This window comes from Alkalidesulfovibrio alkalitolerans DSM 16529 (assembly GCF_000422245.1).
In the GTDB taxonomy this organism is placed as follows: Bacteria; Desulfobacterota; Desulfovibrionia; order Desulfovibrionales; family Desulfovibrionaceae; genus Alkalidesulfovibrio; species Alkalidesulfovibrio alkalitolerans.
Genome location: NZ_ATHI01000001.1, coordinates 165,212 through 183,001, shown reverse-complemented (window position 1 = coordinate 183,001; position 17,790 = coordinate 165,212). Strand labels below are relative to the sequence as shown.

At 65.7% G+C, this 17,790-nt stretch carries 16 protein-coding genes; 11 read left to right on the top strand and 5 right to left on the bottom strand.

Going from position 1 to position 17,790, the window contains the following annotated elements:
• Positions 1-10: 10 nt before the first annotated feature.
• Both DSAT_RS00875 and DSAT_RS00870 read left to right on the top strand, forming a co-directional pair.
• A complete protein-coding gene (locus tag DSAT_RS00875; protein WP_020885683.1) occupies positions 11-1,999 on the top strand; it encodes a BCCT family transporter in 1,989 nt (662 codons plus the stop codon).
• A 104-nt stretch (positions 2,000-2,103) separates the two neighbouring features.
• Positions 2,104-3,048, top strand: a complete 945-nt coding sequence (locus DSAT_RS00870; RefSeq protein ID WP_020885682.1) for a radical SAM protein — start codon at positions 2,104-2,106, stop codon at positions 3,046-3,048.
• A 33-nt stretch (positions 3,049-3,081) separates the two neighbouring features.
• Here DSAT_RS00870 and DSAT_RS00865 read toward each other — a convergent pair whose 3' ends face one another.
• The 3 genes from DSAT_RS00865 to DSAT_RS00855 all read right to left on the bottom strand — a co-directional run bounded on the left by DSAT_RS00865 (position 3,082) and on the right by DSAT_RS00855 (position 7,524).
• Positions 3,082-4,521, bottom strand: coding sequence for a lipopolysaccharide biosynthesis protein (locus tag DSAT_RS00865; protein ID WP_020885681.1), 1,440 nt, complete (start codon positions 4,519-4,521; stop codon positions 3,082-3,084).
• Positions 4,522-4,588: 67 nt separating this feature from the next.
• Positions 4,589-5,860, bottom strand: a complete 1,272-nt coding sequence (locus DSAT_RS00860; RefSeq protein ID WP_020885680.1) for a glycosyltransferase — start codon at positions 5,858-5,860, stop codon at positions 4,589-4,591.
• Between the two features lie 152 nt (positions 5,861-6,012).
• Positions 6,013-7,524, bottom strand: a complete 1,512-nt coding sequence (locus DSAT_RS00855; protein WP_084712735.1) for an O-antigen ligase family protein — start codon at positions 7,522-7,524, stop codon at positions 6,013-6,015.
• An 86-nt stretch (positions 7,525-7,610) separates the two neighbouring features.
• On the opposite strand from DSAT_RS00855, the gene DSAT_RS00850 reads away from it, so the two are divergent.
• Genes DSAT_RS00850 through DSAT_RS00830 form a run of 5 tightly spaced genes read left to right on the top strand, consistent with a single transcriptional unit; the run spans position 7,611 to position 12,068 of the window.
• Positions 7,611-8,333: an ATP-binding cassette domain-containing protein gene (locus DSAT_RS00850; protein WP_020885678.1), complete on the top strand. Its 723-nt coding sequence runs from the start codon at positions 7,611-7,613 to the stop codon at positions 8,331-8,333.
• On the top strand, positions 8,324-9,067 hold the full coding sequence (locus DSAT_RS00845; RefSeq protein WP_020885677.1) for an ABC transporter permease subunit: 744 nt from the start codon (positions 8,324-8,326) through the stop codon (positions 9,065-9,067). Before DSAT_RS00850 ends, DSAT_RS00845 begins: the two co-directional genes overlap by 10 nt.
• Entirely contained in the window at positions 9,064-10,464 is a 1,401-nt protein-coding gene (locus DSAT_RS00840; RefSeq protein ID WP_020885676.1) for an FG-GAP repeat domain-containing protein, read from the top strand. The genes DSAT_RS00845 and DSAT_RS00840 overlap by 4 nt, the downstream gene beginning before the upstream one ends.
• Positions 10,452-11,375, top strand: a complete 924-nt coding sequence (locus DSAT_RS00835; RefSeq protein WP_020885675.1) for a hypothetical protein — start codon at positions 10,452-10,454, stop codon at positions 11,373-11,375. The genes DSAT_RS00840 and DSAT_RS00835 overlap by 13 nt, the downstream gene beginning before the upstream one ends.
• 57 nt (positions 11,376-11,432) lie before the next feature.
• Positions 11,433-12,068 carry a phosphate-starvation-inducible PsiE family protein gene (locus tag DSAT_RS00830; RefSeq protein WP_020885674.1) on the top strand — a complete coding sequence of 212 codons (636 nt, stop codon included), beginning with the start codon at positions 11,433-11,435 and terminating at the stop codon, positions 12,066-12,068.
• A gap of 158 nt (positions 12,069-12,226) precedes the next feature.
• Here DSAT_RS00830 and DSAT_RS15275 read toward each other — a convergent pair whose 3' ends face one another.
• Complete coding sequence (locus DSAT_RS15275; protein WP_161656076.1) at positions 12,227-13,318, bottom strand: radical SAM/SPASM domain-containing protein; 1,092 nt, start codon at positions 13,316-13,318, stop codon at positions 12,227-12,229.
• 136 nt (positions 13,319-13,454) lie between these two features.
• Between DSAT_RS15275 and DSAT_RS00820 the strand changes: the two genes are divergently transcribed.
• From DSAT_RS00820 to DSAT_RS00810, 4 genes are all read left to right on the top strand, one after another.
• The gene (locus tag DSAT_RS00820) at positions 13,455-14,078 is read left to right on the top strand and encodes a TetR/AcrR family transcriptional regulator (protein WP_020885672.1); all 624 of its coding nucleotides are present in this window, start codon (positions 13,455-13,457) and stop codon (positions 14,076-14,078) included.
• Between the two features lie 157 nt (positions 14,079-14,235).
• Positions 14,236-14,754 carry a carboxymuconolactone decarboxylase family protein gene (locus tag DSAT_RS00815; RefSeq protein WP_020885671.1) on the top strand — a complete coding sequence of 173 codons (519 nt, stop codon included), beginning with the start codon at positions 14,236-14,238 and terminating at the stop codon, positions 14,752-14,754.
• A 389-nt stretch (positions 14,755-15,143) separates the two neighbouring features.
• Positions 15,144-15,293: a hypothetical protein gene (locus tag DSAT_RS15475; protein WP_020885670.1), complete on the top strand. Its 150-nt coding sequence runs from the start codon at positions 15,144-15,146 to the stop codon at positions 15,291-15,293.
• Positions 15,286-15,774 (top strand): hypothetical protein, encoded by a 489-nt coding sequence (locus DSAT_RS00810; RefSeq protein WP_040370415.1) that lies wholly within the window; start codon positions 15,286-15,288, stop codon positions 15,772-15,774. Before DSAT_RS15475 ends, DSAT_RS00810 begins: the two co-directional genes overlap by 8 nt.
• Here the strand turns inward: DSAT_RS00810 and DSAT_RS15665 are convergent, their stop codons facing one another.
• A complete protein-coding gene (locus tag DSAT_RS15665) occupies positions 15,775-17,706 on the bottom strand; it encodes an amino acid adenylation domain-containing protein (RefSeq protein ID WP_020885669.1) in 1,932 nt (643 codons plus the stop codon).
• Between the last annotated feature and the right edge of the window lie 84 nt (positions 17,707-17,790).

Below are 17,790 nucleotides of genomic sequence, written 5' to 3'. Positions count from 1 at the left end.
GAGCCGCCAGATGAGCGATCAGCCAGAAACCGGGTCCAGACGCCCACGCGCGAGAATCAACCCGCCGGTTTTTTTCGGCTCGGCGGGACTCATCGTCTGTTTCGTGCTCTTCGCCATGCTCACCCCAAGGCTCGCCGAATCGGTCTTCGGCAGCGTACAGGCCTGGATAGTTCACTCCGTGGACTGGTTCTACATCCTGGCCGTAGCCTCGTTTCTCGTCTTCGTGGTACTCCTGGCCTTGTCGGGTTTTGGTCGCATCAAGCTCGGCCCCGACCACAGCGAGCCGGATTACGGCTACGTCTCCTGGTTTGCCATGCTCTTCTCGGCGGGTATGGGTATTGGCCTCATGTTCTTCGGCGTGGCCGAACCGGTGATGCACTACATGTCGCCGCCCATTGGCGACGCCCAGACCGTGCACGCCGCGCGAGAGGCCATGAAGATCACCTTCTTTCACTGGGGTGTTCATGCCTGGGCCATCTACGCCGTCATCGCCATCTCCTTGGCCTACTTCTCCTACCGCCACGATCTGCCCTTGACCATCCGTTCTTCATTGTACCCCCTGATCGGCGAACGCATCCACGGCCCCATCGGGCACGCCGTGGACACCTTCGCGATCCTGGGAACCATGTTCGGCGTGGCCACGTCACTCGGATTCGGGGCCATGCAGGTCAACTCCGGCCTGAACTACCTCTTCGGCGCTCCCATCTCCATCACCGTGCAGATACTCCTCATCGCCGTCATCACCCTCGTGGCCACGATCTCCGTGGTCCTGGGACTGGATGGCGGCATCCGCAGGCTCTCGGAACTGAACATGATCCTGGCGGTGCTCCTTTTGCTCTTCGTGCTCGCGGCCGGCCCCACGGTCTATTTGCTCCAGACCCTGACGCAGAACATCGGATCATACATCTCGGACATCGTGGCCACGACCTTCAACCTCTACGCCTATGAGCCCACAGGGTGGATCGGCGGCTGGACCCTCTTCTACTGGGGCTGGTGGATCGCCTGGGCGCCTTTCGTTGGCATGTTTATCGCCCGCGTCTCGCGCGGCCGCACCATTCGGGAGTTCGTTCTGGGAGTTTTGCTCGTGCCAGTGGGCTTCACGTTCATGTGGATGACCTTCTTCGGGAACACCGCGCTGCACATGATCATGGTCCAGGGCATCGCCAGCCTCGGCGAGGCAGTGTCGCGCGACACAACCATGGCGCTTTTCGAGTTTTTCGAACATCTTCCGCTGTCGGGCATCACCTCGCTCCTCGCCACGACCCTGGTGGTCACCTTCTTCGTCACGTCTTCCGACTCGGGCTCGCTGGTCATCGACATGTTGGCCTCTGGCGGGGACGACGACGCCCCCGTGTGGCAACGCATCTTTTGGGCCCTGAGCGAAGGGCTGGTGGCAGCCGCGCTGCTGCTTGCCGGCGGACTCGGCGCGCTGCAGACCGCCTCCATCGCCAGCGCTCTGCCCTTCACTGTGGTCATGCTCCTGATGTGTTGGGGGCTTCTCCAGGCATTGCGGCTCGAAGGGATCAAGCGCACGAGCCTGCGCACGGCAGTGCTCATGCCACAGGTCGGACACGCACCCACGCCCTGGCGCGCACGGCTGAACGCGCTCTTGCACCATCCAACAAAGGCCGAGGTGCATGAATTCATCCACGAGGTGATCAGACCAGCGCTCGACGACGTGGCCGAGGAACTCGCCAAACGCGGCCTGCGGGCCAGGGTCAAGCAAGGCGAAGATGGTCGGGTCTGGCTCGACGTCCTGCACGGCGAGGAGATCGACTTCTTCTATTCGGTGAGGCCCGCGGTTTCCGTCGCGCCGGTATTCGCCATGCGCGACACGCAGAAACGGCGTGGCGAGGAACTAAAGTTCTACCGGGCCGAGGTGCACCTGAGCGAAGGAGGCCAGGACTACGACGTTATGGGGTGGACCATGGAGCAAATCATCACTGACGTGGTGGATCAGTACGAGAAGCACCTGCATTTCTTGCACGCCGTGCGCTGAAAGCCCGAAAGGCCGCGAGAGGCCAACGGGGCCGCGAGCCGCACACTTCGCGCAGACGCGGCCAGACGCTTTCCCGCGATGGCGTTTCGCGCTATGAAGGCGGCATGACCGCCTCCTATCTCACGCTGCACGCCTCTGGCGAGCTTTCCCGCCGCGGCGAGGCCGCCCTGGCCCGGCTCGCCGCCTGCGATCTGTGCCCGCGCGAATGCGGCATCGACCGCACGGCCGGGGAACTTGGCTTTTGCCGCACCGGCCGTCTGGCCCAGGCGACCTCGGGCGATCTGCACTTCGGTGAGGAAGACCCGCTCGTGGGCGAGCGCGGCTCGGGCACGATTTTCTTCGCCCAGTGCAACCTAGATTGCGTCTTCTGCCAGAACTGGGACATCTCCCAGGGCGGGCCATGGCCCGAATCATCGGCCCGCGATCTGGCCATGGCCATGGTCGCGCTCCAGGAAAAAGGCGCGGCGAACATAAATTTCGTGACGCCGAGCCACGTCGCGGCCCAGATTCTCGAAGCCCTGCCCCTGGCCGTGGACATGGGGCTTCGCCTGCCGCTCATCTGGAACTGCGGCGGCTACGAGAGCCTCTCCACCCTGCGCCTGCTCGATGGTGTCGTGGACATCTACATGCCCGACGCCAAGTTCACGGACCCGGAGGCGGCTCGCGCCTACTGCCGCGCCCCGGACTATCCCGAGCGCGCCCGCGAGGCCATCCGCGAGATGCACCGCCAGGTCGGCGACCTCGTCATGGACGCCTCGGGGCTGGCCGTGCGGGGGCTTCTGGTGCGGCATCTGGTCATGCCCGGCCGCCTGGGTGACGCCCTGGCCTGGCTGCGCTTCCTGGCCGAGGAGGTCTCGCCGCGCACCTACGTCAACGTCATGCCCCAGTACCATCCCTGCGGCCAAGCCGGACACTACCCGGAGCTCGCCTCCCGCCCTTCGTCCGAGGAGATCGAGGCGGCACGGGCCGAGGCCCTGCGCCTGGGGCTTCGCCTGGATCAGCGGCGCGGCCTCTCGCCGAGGCTTCTGCGGCGTTTGTGGGGGGAGTGAACTCTCGGCCAATTCACCCGGATCGAGCCGAAATCAGGGAGACTTCCGCACGCCGGGCGCGACAAGAACGGCGGCCCACGCGGGCAACACGCCCGAAAGCCCGGAAAACCGTCCCGTGGCCCGGCCCAGAGCCAGGGCCGCGACGGTGAGCGCGCCGCCAAGGGAAAGGCTCCAGGCTGGTGGCATGACCGCGAAAAGCGCGGCGACGCCGACGCCTGCGAGACCCGCGAGCACCGGTCCGGCCCGAGGCATCCCAAGCAGCGTCCACTGCATGAACATGCCCGCGCCGTAGGCTGCGGCGGTCGCAAACGCCGCACCCTCGATGCCGAGCCTCGGGATCAGGAGCAGGTTGCCAAGCGCGTTGAGGCCCGCCATGGCCACGCTGATGACCACCGCGCGCGGTACGAGACGTTCATCGGCATAAATGCGCGGCTCAACCAAGGCCATCCCGGCCTGAAAGGCCACACCGGCACACAGGATGAGCAACACGGACGACGCACGCCCGTAGTCGCCCAGGGGAAGCACGGCGCAGGCCAGGGCGACAAGCCCAAGGCCGAGGGGAACGAGCGCGGCCAGGAGCAGACAGGCGGAGCGAATCCCCTGCGACAGACCATGCTGGCGGCCCTTCTCGCCGGAAAGATGCAAGTCCACAGCCTTTGGCCCCAGAACAGCCGCGACCGGGACGAGAAGCGTGGTCGCGACGAGCGTCACGGAATAGGCCCAGGAGTACTGTCCCACGTACGCGGCGTCGAGAAAGAACTTGATGAACCAAGCGTCCATCCAGGTGATGAGATAAGCGGCCATGATCGAGACGGGCAGAAGCCTGCCGTAGGCCACGAGACGGCGAACGTCGCCGCTCCTCACGCGCAGGCCAGCCCAGGCCTCGCGGGGCACGAGCAGCCAGGCGAGGATCGCGGCCAGGGCGTATCCGGCGAGAGACGCCAGGTAGAGCGCCTCCCAGGTGGCGGACAGACCAGCGTAGATAAACCCGATCACTGCGACCTGAAGCAGCCGTTGCACGAAGACGGACGTTCCGAAGGCGAGGAAGCGGCCCGTGGCCTGAGCGGCCACCCCCCCCATGTCTGAAAGCGGCATGATCGCAAACGACATCACGAGGAAAAGAACCGCGACGCCTTCGCCCACATCGGCCCATTCGGCCAGGACGGGACCCAGGAGCACGGCCGCGGGCACGAGCAACGCCAGCAGGCCGCCATGAAGGGCCAGGCGGGCGCCGAGAAATCCGCCGATTCCGCTCTTCGCGGTGAATTCCTCGCGCCCGTAGCGCAGAAAGCCTTGGTTGGGCCAGGCGAGCAGCGCGCCCACGACCACCTGGGCGCAGGATAAGACAAGTATGTAGCGGCCGTAGACTTGTGGCGGAACCACGGCCGTGACCCCGGCCAGAAACAGGGCCGCCAGAAGGACGCTCAGGATGCGCAGCGCGCCCACTGAAAGCACCGCTCGCGTGTAGTGCACACTCTCCCCGACGGCGGAAAAGACGTTCGACGCGGAATCGCCAGCGCGAAACGCGTCCCGCCTGGTTCTAGGCCTTGGGCCGCCCAAGCGGCAATAAAACCTCTCGCTCGAGCCTCTCGAACTGCTCGGCGCGGCCGATGTGCGCGCCTACCGCCTCGGGCAGAGGCGGAATGCCCCCTTCGGCGCGCTTCTTATCACGCATCGCCAGAAGCCAGGAACGCACCTCGTCCTCCGTCTTCAGGACCGCTCCGGCTCCACGCCGCCTGATCTCGTCGGGCGCGACCCCCTCCTCGCGCCCCAGGCAGAGGATGGGCCTGCGCGCGGCAAGGTATTCAAAGAGCTTGGAGGTAAAGACGCCCGCCTCGCCGTCGTTGTTCCACAAAAGCAGAAGCAGGATGTCCGCCTCGGCTTGGCGCCGCAGGGCCTCGGCGTGCGACACGGGCGGGTGCGTCTCGACGACATCTGCAACGCCGTGGCGCTCGGCGAGTTGCAATACCTCGGGCATCAGGTTGCCGTAAAAAACGACCCTGAAATCCGAGCGCGCCTCGCCCAGACTCCCCAATGCCTCGAAGAGCAGGGACGGATCGCGCTGCTTGGGATATACGAGGCCCGTATAGATGATCTCGACCGGCCCATCCGCCCGTCGCGCAACGGATTCGACGGCCGGGACGTCGGCGAGGTCGATGCCGTTGAGAATCGTCGCCACGGGCTTGCGATATCTCTTCCGAAGCGCGTCAGCCAAGGGCTCGGAGACCGTGACCAGGGCATCGGCGTGGCCAAGGAGCGACTCTTCGATGCGTTCGTCGATCCAGCGGCGCGGCGCGGGCATGTCGTAGTAGTGGCTATCCACCCATAGGTCGCGCATTTCTGCGACCCAAGGGATGCGGGCCGACTTCGCCACCCCCTTGGCCACCAGAAGTGAGGTGACAGGCATGGCGCTGGCGTAGATCATGTCAGGCTTCCAGGCGCCCACGATCTCCCTGCCCGCGGGTATGGCGCGCAGGCACCAGCCCACGTAGCGGTCAGGGATACAGAACAGCGTCTGGAAATACTTGTAGAGAATTCGCAGCCAGTCGCCGTGGCGCATGGTTCCGCTGCGGTACTGCCGCTCCAGGGGAGCGAGTCCCTTGCGCAGACGCGTCGCGAAGGGCAAGGGCACTTCCGTGACCACCCCCTCGGGCAGATCGACCGGCAACGTCTGCGGACAGCCTGGATCGCGCCCAGCCAGAACACGGACCTCGTGACCCGTGCTCAAAAGGTGCTTGACCAGCGCTCCGACCCGGATGGCCCCGGGGGCGTTTGTGGGCGGGAAGAACCAGGAGACGATCAGAATCTTCATCGAAAATTTATCCAGACTGCCTTGGGCTTGTTTCATGACGTTTCATACGCACCCGAAAACCGTACTTATCAATTTTGCGGGAAAAAGAAACCGTGTTTGCGAATGACAGGAAAAGCTACTCCTGCGCAGATCGGCGGGCAGGAGGTCAGAAGTCACGAGCGTCCGCCGACTCCGGGAGCCGACAACGCCGCGCCCGCCCCCAGAGCCATGCCCCATATGACCCACAAATATCGCTGGAACATGACATCGGTGGGCAAGGAAGCAAGCCCGAGCAGAAGCAGGGTTCCAAGGCCGAGTAGCTGCATACGTCCCCCGTCTCGTCGCCATGTTCGCCAAAGCGCCCAGAGACTGCCCAGATACAGCCAAGCGAAGAACGCGAATCCCACGGCCCCCGTCTCCGTGAGGAGCCATATCGGAGAGGAGTGAATAGTCGAGGCGTATACCGAACCACGTCGTTCCACCTCCTTGGCGTAGACGACTCCCACTCCGGCTCCCGTCGCCGGCGAGTCGCGCCAATGGCTCAAAGACTCGCGAAACAACTCGATTCTGTAATCGAGAGACTGCGCGCTCACGACATGGTAGCCGAAAGCGTCAGTTGTGCTGAGCTTCACCTTTTTCGGTTTTTTCTTGGGCTTACCCGCTGCATTCTGCGCCTGCACAGCGTCGTTCCCGAAGCTCGGCCACGGAATGATTCCAGGCTTGGAGACCATGGTCACATGCAAAACCACGGGTATGACCACAATGAGCGCCACACGCCGCCACGACAGCAAGCGCAACAGGGGAGCCACCGCGAGCACCAGCAGAAAAAGGATCCAGCCTGTGCGCGAAAACGAGGTCAGCTCCGCAAAGGCGAAAGTCAGGCATATCGAAATATCCAATTTTTTGTTCGCGCGCGCCACGCCGCCCATGGTCAAATAGACGAAAAAACAGACTGCGATCAAAATACCAAACGAGTTGGGATTGCTCAGCAACCCCGTGTTGCGGGGAAACGAGATGCCGATGATCTTGAGCGCATTCAGGTAATAGGCGAGGCTGCTGCCAGCGGCGATGAGCGCCGCGATGCCCCAGAATCCTGTGAGAAATGTCTTTGTCCGCCGTTGGCTCGCGGCCAGCCAAGCCCCGACGAAGAAGTAGCCGAGGACGACGACCCAACCCGCTCCCCTGTTGACCACGGCCCAACTTGTCCATTCGCCGAGATGCGCCCTGCCGATGAGCAGGCCGCAGGCAAGCCAGGCGCTGAACCCAAGACAGACAGGCGCAAACCACTGCATGTGCAGGCGAAAATCCCAATTCCTCCGCCATAACGCCCAGGCCCCAATCAGCACCAGCAAGGGGGCGAGAAAATCCGAAACCCCGACGCGCACGGGAAGACCGATTCCGGTAAAATTGAAAGTCGCGTTCAGGCTCGCCCCAAACAGCAGACATGCCGCCGCCTGCATCACGCCCGGTTCGCGCGGGTCGTCTTGCAACGGGCTGGACGCAGGGGCGTGTGCGTCGACCGAAGGCTCGCCGTGGCTCATATTGCTGAACGCTACCATTTGCTTCCGTAGCACGCGATTATAGTTTGAAAGCCCTTGATGCAAAGAAAACCTTCGACCGTTGCCCCGATACGTGAACACGGGGTGGAACACAAGCGAACGCACACCTCCCTTGACATCTTTCATCAGGGCATCCCGGCAAGACCGCCTGCGCCAGGGAGCGGGGCCGGGCGGTCTTGCCGGGGCCGGACAACAGGGATAGAAGCAGCCCGATGGGACTCGTCATTACAGGACTTCACGTGCGTTTGGGCAGCCGCGAGGTGCTTCGGGACGTCTCCCTTGCCGCTGCTCCCGGCGAAATCCTGGGCCTTTACGGCGGCAACGGCGCGGGCAAGAGCACGTTGCTTCGGACCGTGGCCGGGCTCGTGCGGCGTGAGCGCGGCGAAGTACTCGTTGCCGGGCGCGATCCGGACGGCGCGGCCGAGGCCAGGGCGCACCTCGCCTACCTGCCCGAAACCCCGGCCGTGACGCCCCACCTGAGCGGAAAGGCCCATATCGACCTCGTGGCCCGGCTCTTTGCCCGCGATCCTGCCCCGGCTTTTGAGGCCGCAAAATCCCTGGGCCTTGCCCCGCGCCTTTCCGGACACGTCGGGGGCTGGTCGCAGGGCATGCGGCAAAAGCTCATGCTCTGCCTGGCCTGCCTGGGCACCCCCGGCTGTGTGCTCCTGGACGACCCCTTGAACGCCCTGGATCCGCCCTCCCTCTCCGCCGCGCTCGGCCTGATCCGAAAACTTGCGGATGCCGGGGCGGCAGTGCTCCTGGCCGGGCAAAGGCCACGCGAGACGATCGGGCTCATCGACTCCTTCGCCGTGCTGCACGAGGGCCGACTGAACGGGAGCGGACGCCTGGAGCGCGGCGGTGACGGCACGGCCCGCATCGACGGCCATGACGCGGTCGAACGCATCGAGACTTTCGTGGAGGCCGCATGGAACTGACGTTCCTCACGAGAAGCGGCCTTGCCCGGGCGCTTGCGGCCGAATTCAGACGCAGTTCCACGCGCGCTGGCGTGTGGCTTTCACTCGCCTGCGTGGGACTCGTCGCGATGCTCACGGCCGCCATTCTGCCTGGCGGCGGCGATCTTGCGGCCTTGCGTTCGGCCCAGGCGCTCACGGCCACGCTGTGGCCGCTTCTGCCATTGACGGCCGCAGCCCTGTCCCTGGCTCAGGAGCGCCAATCCGGTTTCCTGGCGCTGCTCGCATCCGGTCCCGTGGCCCGCTCCCAGCTTCTGGCGGCCAAGGCCCTCGCCCTGATCGCCTATCTCGTTCTAGGCGCGGCCGCGCTCTTCGCCGGCGCAGCCCTGGGCGCAACGCTTACGGGCGGCATCCAGCGCCCGTTTCTGCTGGCAGCGACAGCCGCACTCTCGGCCCTGACGCTCGCGCCCATGATCTCGCTCGGCCTGGCCTGCGCCGTGTTCGCGCGCTCCCCGGCCCAGGCCGCCCTGGCCGCGCTCTCGCTGCACCTGCTGCTGGACACGGCGGGCAACGCCGTCGGCTTTGGGAACTTCACCCACACGACGCTTTGGGGCCTGCCCTTCGAGCGGGCTCAGGAAGCCCTGGCCGGGCTGCCACCCGCTCCCTTGTCCGGCGTTTCGCTGCTGGCCTTTACGGCCTGGGCGCTCGCCCCGCTCGCCCTCGCCCTGGCCGCCTTCAGGCGGACGAATCTGCCATGAACCGCGTCCGCCTCGCGCTCGCCATGGCGCTGCTCGTCCTCTGCGCCCCGGCCTTGGCCCGCGAGCCGCGCGCAATCGTCTGGGAGCTGCCCCAGCCGATCGATCTCCTTGCTCCGGCCGGTGTTCGCGCCCCACTGCCCGGCGAGGGGCGTGGTCCCGCGCGTGTCTGGCTTGCGGCCTCATCCGGAGCAGATTTCTATCTCGCGGCCGACGGCAACCTCCCAGGCGACGTGGACGTGGTTTCCCTGCCGCTCAGGCCCGAAGCGCTCTTTCCCGCAGTCTTTCGAGAACGTGCGGCCGTGGCCGCCTGCGGTATCGGAACGGCCGTGTTCGTGGACCTCGACTCACTCGCCCTGGCCGTGCCGGACTTCCTCGACTACACGACCGAAAACGGTCTCGGCGATGTACTCTGGCAGGCCGAGGACCTGAACGGCGACGGTTTGACCGACCTGTGGGGCACAAACGGCCAGAGCCTTTACGCGGCCCTGCAACGACCCGACGGCTCCTTTGCGCTCCTTTCGCGCGACCTGCCGCCCCCGGCCGCGCCCACGCCGCGGCTGCGCGAGCTTTGGCGGGTCAGCGCCAGGCGCGTGGCCCACGAACTCTCATCGCGCTCATCCGTGGAGCACCGCATCTGGGCCGACGACCTGACGGGCGACGGCCGCCGCGAACTGGTCGTGCTGAGCGAGGACGGGCACGGTCGGCGAGCCGATATCCTGGGCGTGGATTTTGCGGGATTCAGCTTGGTCCGCGCCCTGGACCTCGCCTCCCTGGGAACCCTCGGCGACGCCTTCCTGCTCACGCCCGAGGCCGGATGCGCCCTTGCGGCCGCGCGCTTGCGCCTTGTCCTGCCAGGCGAGGAGGACGCGCTCGCGCCGACCTACGTGCTCGAACTCTTCTCCCTCTCGCAGACCGCCGCCGCGCACACGCCCCATCTGCGGCTCTCATCCTCTTTTTTGCCCGGCTTCATGCCGCTCGTCCAAAGCCCGGACGGCTGGCATTGGATATCCCTCATCCCGCGCCTGCCCGCCACGCCCGGCGAGACGGCCCGCCTTGCCGCCGAGGGAACCATCGGGATGACCCTGCGCGCGTCCAGGCTCGACCGCCATGGCGCGCGCCATGACACGAGCGTCGCCCAGGTGCGCCTCTCCCTGGGCACAAACCCGAGGACCATGCGCGGCGGCTTCACCTCGGCCGTGGCCGGGCATCCCCTCCTCGCACGCCTGGACGCGGACGGCGTTCTGACCATGATAGCGCCCCAGGGCGAACGCAGCGTGAAGGTAGGGCCTGGCGCGGCGCTCGTAGGCGCGGCGGATGTGAACGGCGACGGGCAAGGCGAGGTGCTGGTGCTCAAACCCGGAGCGCGGCGCGTGGAGGCCTTGGCATGGCGGCCCTGAGCCTGTTCACGCTTTTGTGGCTCGCTCTCGTCTCGCCTCCGGCGTCCTGGGCCGTGGAGGCCGAGGATTTCCTAGGTTCCGTGCGCGAGCAGGTCAGTGTGCAGCACCGCTCCGCCGCGTCACTGCTCCTGGCTCCCTATCGCCCCACGGCCGGGCAGGAGCCGTTGCGCCGCACCGGCCCGCTCGATCCCCTGCTGGCGCGGCGCGCCAGCAACGCGCAGACCCGCGTGCTGCTCCTGGAACACAGCGACGAGATCCCAGCCGAGCTCGTGGTCATCTCCAACGCCCCGCACGGCGGTTTCCTGCACGAGGCACGGCCCGGATTGCAACGCGGCGGCTTCGCCGACGCCCCGCACCTCTCCCTGACGACATACGGCTCGTCGTGGCTTTCGGGCGATTTCCTGCCCCTGGACGAAACCGGAATTCCGGGACGGCTTGTCGTGGAGCCGTCGCCTTTCGGCCTTTTCGGGCTGCGCAGCGCCACCCGGCTGGCCTATCATCGCTGCGGCCCGGAACTCGACGGTTGCGCCGACAGGCCGTTCTGGCGGTTGGCCGCCAAGGGCGCGCTCGCGCCCGGAGCGGGCGTGCGCGACGTGAACGGAGACGGTCGGCCGGACCTCCTGTTCGTGGACATTCTGGCCGATGCCGTTTCCACGGGTGGGGCACTGGCCGATTTCATCTCGGGCCGCGCCTGGATCGTCTTCCGGCTGCACCTGCAGCGCGAGGACGGCCGCTATTCGGACTCCCCGGATCATGAAGCCCGGCTGCGCTTCGGCGTCCGCACGCCGCCACGCTTCACCTGGCACGAGACGGACGGCCAGGGACCGCGCCTTCTCCTGGGCGATCCCGCCGCGCCGTGGGGTACGCTCGCCTGGCGCGAAGGCCGGGGATTGGTCGCCACGTCGCCCTGAAAAGCGCCCCAACTCTCACGTCTTTGCAAACAGCGGACGGCCGTGTATAGGAGTGTCATGGATCTCAGCAACCCCAAATCAGGCGGCTCGTCCATGAAGGAAGACAGCGAGAAGCCGGGATTCGAGCATTGCCACATCCAGGGATCGACCGATCCGCTCGTGTCGCTGCTGCAATCCGTCCTGCGCCATTGCGTACGCATCCTGGCCCTGCTCATGACCCTGGTCATCGTCTGGGGACTGCTCGACGTGGTCCACGTGCTGTGGCAGCGGCTCAACGCGCCGCCCTACATGCTCCTGAACATCAACGACATCCTGGCCACGTTCGGCGCCTTCATGGCGGTGCTCATCGCCATCGAGATCTTCGCCAACATCGTGGTCTACCTCGAAGCCCACATCATCCACATCAGACTCGTGCTGGCCACGGCGTTGATGGCCGCGGCGCGCAAAGCCATCGTGCTCGACTTCCACCAGACAAGTTCCGCCCACGTCTTCGCCCTGGCCGCGATCATCCTGGCGCTGGGCCTTTCCTATTGGCTCATCGCCCGCAAGCAGGGCGGGGGCGACCCCTTCTGCCGCCCCATCGAGGGCAGCCTGTGGTCGCGGCGCAGGGCCGAGAAGCGCGCCCGCGCCCGGCAGGCCGAGGAAGCGCAGCGGATGTCCCAGGCTTCGCACAGCCTGGACCGAAACGAATAGCAGGCCGCCCCCAAAAGTCCCATCTGCTGCGTCGCCGCGAAACGTTCAAACCCTCGCATACCAGTAATACGCGTCGGGCCCGGAGTTTTCTTGCGCCTTGCACCTGGAGCTTTTTGAACGGCCTGCGAAACCGCTGCTTGTCAATAGTCACATAAGAATCACAAGCCTTGCAGCTTGACGCAGGCTCGGCAAGGCGCAGGCGCGGGGTTGTCGGCAAAAAAGGCCGCAAGCCGCGCCGGTGCCTCGCGCAGCCTGCGCCGCCCCTCCTCGTCGCGGCCAACGCTTCCCCAGGTCGCCTCGGCAAAGGCGTCGCGCCGCGCAAAGGTCGCGCGAAAGGCCTCATAATCCGGCCGGTTCCAGATATCCTCCAAGTCCGTCTCAAAGACGTTGCCGAAGATCATCTCCGGCGGGCGCTCTGGCGGTTCGGATTTCAGGGGCAATTGCAGGAAGATGCACGGGCTCACGGCCCCGCTCGCGCCGATGGTCAGGTTGCGGGTAGGATCGTTGGCGCAGACGGCCTTCTCCTCTGCCTTGCACTCCACGCGGGTGAAGGCCTGCCGCCGCCAGATGGCCCCCCACAAGGCGCGGCGCGCGGCCGAGCGCTCGCTGGCGCCTGGCCGCAAAAGGTGGCGCTCGTGCTCTTTGGTCGGCAGAAACGTCGCGTTCACGGCCAGGCAATCGTCCAGCCCCAGGCGCTTGGCCAGGGCCACCACCTCGGGCAGTTCCTCGATGTTCTCGGGCTGCTGCAGAAAACTCACGGTCAGGCGCACGGGCGCGCCCATCTCGCGCGCCAGGGCTCGCGTGCGCGCGATGCGTTCAAGCAGGGCCGAAAGATCGGAGGGCGGGCGCAGCCGGGCATGGGTCTCCGGTTTCGCGCCGCTGATGGAGACCGTGAGCAGCGGCAGCCCGGCGCGCAGGAGTTCGCGGGCCATGCGCTCGTCCAGCAGGCAGCCGTTGGTGGTTATGGTGCAGCGCGCCCCGGCCTCCGTAAGGCGCGCGACCATGCGCGGCAGCTCCGGGTTGCACAGCGGCTCGCCCCAGCCCTGAAGCACCACGAGCTCGGACCTGGCCAGCGCGGGTACGAGCGGCTCCAGGCGCTCGAAGGGGAAATGGGCGTTCTCCCAATGCGCGGCAAAGGCCGTGCGCGGGCAGGTGGGGCAGCGCAGGGTGCAGTGGGTGCTCGGTTCGAGCTGGACCACGGACAGACGCATGGGCGCGGCCACGGCGGCTCCTTGCGGATCGGATGCCATGCACGTTGCCCCTGCTGCCCGGTCCGCGTCAAGAGCCCAGGACTGAGACGCACGCCGTCTGGGCCGCTGGCACCAGGACGAGATTGACGGCACACCCCCTTGACACGAACTAGCCGACCGGTCTATTTCAGGCCGCATGAAGCGCGACGCACGACTCGCCATCCTCGAAGCCGGGGCCGAACTGGTCCACAAAAAGGGCTTCCACAACACCGGCATCAAGGAGATCCTGGATCTGGCCCAGGTGCCCAAGGGCTCGTTCTATTTCTACTTTCCCAGCAAAGAGGCCTTCGGCCTGGCGCTCATCGACCATTTCCGCGACAGCCGCGCCCCGATCATCGCGCAGATCCTGAGCGATCCGACGCGGCCGCCCCTGAAACGCCTGGCCCGCTTCCTGGCCGGGGCGCGGGAGCGCTTCGCGAACTGGGGCTGCGAGCGGGGCTGTCCGTTCGGCAATCTGGCGCAGGAATTGTCCGACCTCTCGCCCGCCATGCGCGAGGCGCTGCGCGCCTCGCTGGACGGCCTTTCGCAAAGCATCGGCCGGGTGCTGGCCGAGGCCGCGCGGCAGGGCGATCTGCCAGAAGGCCTCGATCCGGAGGAGACGGCGGCCTTCATCATGGACGCCTGGGAAGGGGCGATCCTGCGCATGAAGGCCGAAAAGAGCGTGGAGCCGCTGCTGCGTTTCGAAAAGCTGCTCTTCGCCCGCGTCCTGAACGCTCCGCTGTGCGGCGGGCAAACGGAACAGGAGACCGCGACAGGCTGACAGCCGCCGCGCCGCGCAGGCCGGGAGAACCGGCTGCCGCGTTGCGGCGTTTTCTTTCGGCAAGGGACAAGACGACCGGTCTACTACTGGCGGCGCAACATCTGGAGCCCGCGACTCCGAGACGACCGCAACCACCTCTAACCCCAAGGAGCATGCCATGTACCTGATCGACACCGTTTCCCGCGAGGACGCGACGGGCGTGGTGGCCGCAGCTTACGGCCACATCCCGCCGCAGATCGACATCCCCGTGCCGCTTCGACTCATGAGCGCGAGTCCGGCCCTCATGGAGCGTCAAACTGGCGTCATCGGCTATTTCCGGGCGCACGAGCGCCTTTCGCCGCCGCTTTTGGCCTCCATCCGCTACGTGGCCTCGCAAAAGACGGGCTACGCGCCCTGCGCCGTGTTCAACGCCGAGCTGCTGCGCGCCCAGGGCATGAGCGAGGCCGAGATGGCCAGCCTCTCCTGCAAGCCAGCGGAAACGCCGCTCGAAGAGAGCGAGGCCGCCCTGCTGGCCTTCGTGACCAAGTCGCTCGACGAGCCACAAAGCATCGCGCGCGGCGACGTCGAGGCGCTCTTGGCCCTCGGCTGGCGCGAGTCGGACGTCCTGGACGCCGTGACCATGGCCGCCAATATGCTGGCCTACACGCACGTCTACCAGACCTTCGTGCGGTCCTAGCAGGCTGCCCAAACGGCCTCGCGTCCGGCGGCCTCCCACGGAAAAAGGGAAGCCGTCGGGCGCGGGGCCGCGCAGCCGGAACGAGTTCGGCCAGCCGGGATGCTCCGCGCCATGCCCGGACCGAAGTCGGGGCAACCGGGCCAGGGCAACCGGAGTAGCCGCAGCCGGGCAGGGACCGAAACCGGGAAAGACGCGGCAGGCCGGGATGACATCCCGTCCCATCTGTTTTCATCCACGCCGGTATGTGCTAGGCGATTTGTCGCCCAAGTGAGATATGCTGAGGCGGGAGAGGCTACGGCGGGAGCGGGAGTGGCATGGCGTAGGCAGGCGGGATGTTCGGACGGGCAAGGCCCGGCCAGCATGAGCGACACGGCAGGATGGGGTGATTCATGGACTTCGCGCGGCGGATCGCCGAATACGACCTGATGCGGGCCTATGCCTGGTGGCGTGGCCTGCCCGGCCTAGTGCGCGGCATGGTAGTGCAGCAAGAAGGACAAACGCTCTCGGCTTTCGCCTGCACGGATGCACCCCATGGCTGAAAGCGGCATTGTCAGAATCTACCGGAAAGTATCTTCTTTCTATTTCTCTCTTCTCCCCGAACCCTTCTTGTGGTTCTTGCTCCTGATCTGGCTGATGGGCGCTCCGCCTTTTTTCACCGAGTTGTCCTTGCCGATTTTAGATAAGCTCTCCCTCTCTACATGTGCAAAGGACCTTAGCATACCGATTTTCATCCTATTGTTCTCTCTCGCCACAGGGATACTTCTTTCACCAAGAAAAAGCTTCTTGGTAGGCGCAGTGCTCTCCTTTTTGAATATTATTTATAATACGTTTATGATTTTATCATTTTTTGAAATTATCCATTTTAAATACATAGCCGTACTCGTTTTTTTCTTTCTATATATTCCAAAATCAATTTGCATGATTTATGGGTGCATGATATCTATATCAATTTCAACAATATATATTTTTGCTTTCTCCTCGCCTGGCCTGCTACGGAATAAGGCAGGCCAGACGGATTGATTATTTTACAAGCGCACGTTTTGCCCCTCCAGTGAATGTTTTTCCGGCAGCGTCGTTTATAATTTCAATGACATCATCACTTTTTACTTCTGCCTCAAAATCTGTCTTTCCCACGAGATTGCTAGCTTTTCCGACAACTTTGCTGTAGTAATGCTGTATTGTGCTCTCCCCTAGGTTCTTGAGCGAGGAGATTCCGAGCGCTTTGCCCGCCTTGACGGCTCCCTCGGCTATGACCTTGAAGTTCTCGGGTTTTTTCAGCGCCTCCTTGAGCGCCGCCGCGGCCGCCTTGCCGCCGACCTTGGCTCCCGACCCAAGGACCGCGCCCAGGCCCGCGTATTCCAGCACCTCCAGTCCGCTGTGCATGAGTCCGCCGAGCAACGCGCCGATCTGCGCCATCTCCTCGGGCATCGCCTCGCCGTTTTTGTCGCGCATCGTGCTGAATTCTTTGTAGTACTTGCCAGCAGACGTCTCGAACTCCCGCTGCACCGCCGCCGAGCCGACTATACCAAGTCCCCCGGCAGCAGCGACGCGCCCCGCCTTGTCCGCCTTGTCCTGGAACTCCTCGTTGGCCACAGTGATGAGCCAATCCATGGCGTTCTTCGCCTTCACCTCGGGCGGAAGATCCCGTTCGAGGCGTTCGAGACGGTCGTTCTCCTCGTCCGTGATCGTCTTGTTGCGCCTCTTGTTCCACAGCGCATGGATGTCGTCCTGCATCCGGCCCCGGTCCCGCGTGTACTGGCCCAGACTCTTCTCGTCGTTGGACACGGCGTTCGCCAATGTCTGCGGGTCAATCCCGGCCTGGGGAGTGAGGGCGGCGTTCACCAGGGCCGGGTCGGGCCGCCGCCGCGATTCGACCCCCTCCAACTCGGCCCAGACCGCCTTGCGCGCATCCCGGCCCAGCACCATCTCCGAGACGAACGTGCGTTGCAGTTGCTGCCGGTATTCCTCGCGCTGCGCATGGACATCGCGGTTGAGGTCGCCGGTTTCCGGAAACTTCAAGCGCGCCATCTGGTCGATGAGCGCCCGGATGTTCTCCTGCTGCACGATCTCCACGTCGGGAACGATATCGTGGTCGTAGTCCCTCTCCCGCAACGCCTGCGGCTTATCCGCGCCCAGTTGTCTGAGCCGCCAGTCCTCGTGACTGTCCGAAGCAGGAGCGGCAGGCTCGGCGGGGGCCGGAGCGACAGGAGCCGAAGCCTGGGCGGCGGGGTCGCCAGGGGCAGCCGGAGCCGGGACCGGGGCAACGGGTTCGGTCACGCCGGGATGTTCCGCGCCGGGCGCGGCGGGCGGCGACTGCCAGTCCCGTGTCTGGTCGAGCAAGGCCTCGCGGAAGCGCTGCGCCTGTTCCCCGGAGAGGTGCTTCGCCCGGCGCAGGTGGTCCAGCGCCCCGGCCGGGTCGTCCTGCGCCAGTTCCCAGAAGCGCTCGGTTTCCCGCTGCGCCCCCTGCTCCTGCTCGCGGGCGTGGTTCCGGCGGCTGGCGGCAAAGGCCACGGCCAGCCGGTCGCCCAGATGCGCCGCGTCGTCCGGGCTCAGGCCGTGGCGGGCGGCAAAACCCGGATCGCGCAGCGCGGCGCCGAGCGTTTCGGCATCCGCGTCGTGGCGGATGGCCGGGGCCACCTCCTGCCAGGCCTGGTCGATCCGTCTGCCGCGCAGCGCCTCGCCGATCTCCGCGTCCAGCCTGCCGCGCTCGGGATCGTGGAAAAACCCGCCCCAGCGATCGAGCAAAACCCTCGCCGCGCCGGGATCGTCGGCAAGGCGCGTCTGCACCGCCTTGCCGAGCACAGTCGAGGCCAGGCTGCGCACGTACTCGCCCCGCTTCGTCTCATCGTCCGGCCCGAAGAGCGCCGCATGGCGCACGGCCTCGTCCAGCTCACGCTCCACCAGTTCGGGATATGCGGCCAGCCGCGCCGCGCCAGGCGGCCTCCTGGCCACTGGAGCCCCGTCATAGATAAGCCAGCACCCCTCCTTCCATTCTCAGGAAAGAGGGGTGAGATGCAGAAGCGCTGGTGCTTTTCA

Coding starts and splice junctions, on each gene's coding strand:
- DSAT_RS00875 (WP_020885683.1), top strand. CDS start 11: ATGAGCGATCAGCCAGAAACCGGGTCCAGACGCCCACGCGCGAGAATC.
- DSAT_RS00870 (WP_020885682.1), top strand. CDS start 2,104: ATGACCGCCTCCTATCTCACGCTGCACGCCTCTGGCGAGCTTTCCCGC.
- DSAT_RS00860 (WP_020885680.1), bottom strand. CDS start 5,860: ATGAAGATTCTGATCGTCTCCTGGTTCTTCCCGCCCACAAACGCCCCC.
- DSAT_RS00855 (WP_084712735.1), bottom strand. CDS start 7,524: ATGAAAGATGTCAAGGGAGGTGTGCGTTCGCTTGTGTTCCACCCCGTG.
- DSAT_RS00850 (WP_020885678.1), top strand. CDS start 7,611: ATGGGACTCGTCATTACAGGACTTCACGTGCGTTTGGGCAGCCGCGAG.
- DSAT_RS00845 (WP_020885677.1), top strand. CDS start 8,324: ATGGAACTGACGTTCCTCACGAGAAGCGGCCTTGCCCGGGCGCTTGCG.
- DSAT_RS00840 (WP_020885676.1), top strand. CDS start 9,064: ATGAACCGCGTCCGCCTCGCGCTCGCCATGGCGCTGCTCGTCCTCTGC.
- DSAT_RS00835 (WP_020885675.1), top strand. CDS start 10,452: ATGGCGGCCCTGAGCCTGTTCACGCTTTTGTGGCTCGCTCTCGTCTCG.
- DSAT_RS00830 (WP_020885674.1), top strand. CDS start 11,433: ATGGATCTCAGCAACCCCAAATCAGGCGGCTCGTCCATGAAGGAAGAC.
- DSAT_RS15275 (WP_161656076.1), bottom strand. CDS start 13,318: ATGGCATCCGATCCGCAAGGAGCCGCCGTGGCCGCGCCCATGCGTCTG.
- DSAT_RS00820 (WP_020885672.1), top strand. CDS start 13,455: ATGAAGCGCGACGCACGACTCGCCATCCTCGAAGCCGGGGCCGAACTG.
- DSAT_RS00815 (WP_020885671.1), top strand. CDS start 14,236: ATGTACCTGATCGACACCGTTTCCCGCGAGGACGCGACGGGCGTGGTG.
- DSAT_RS15475 (WP_020885670.1), top strand. CDS start 15,144: ATGGACTTCGCGCGGCGGATCGCCGAATACGACCTGATGCGGGCCTAT.
- DSAT_RS00810 (WP_040370415.1), top strand. CDS start 15,286: ATGGCTGAAAGCGGCATTGTCAGAATCTACCGGAAAGTATCTTCTTTC.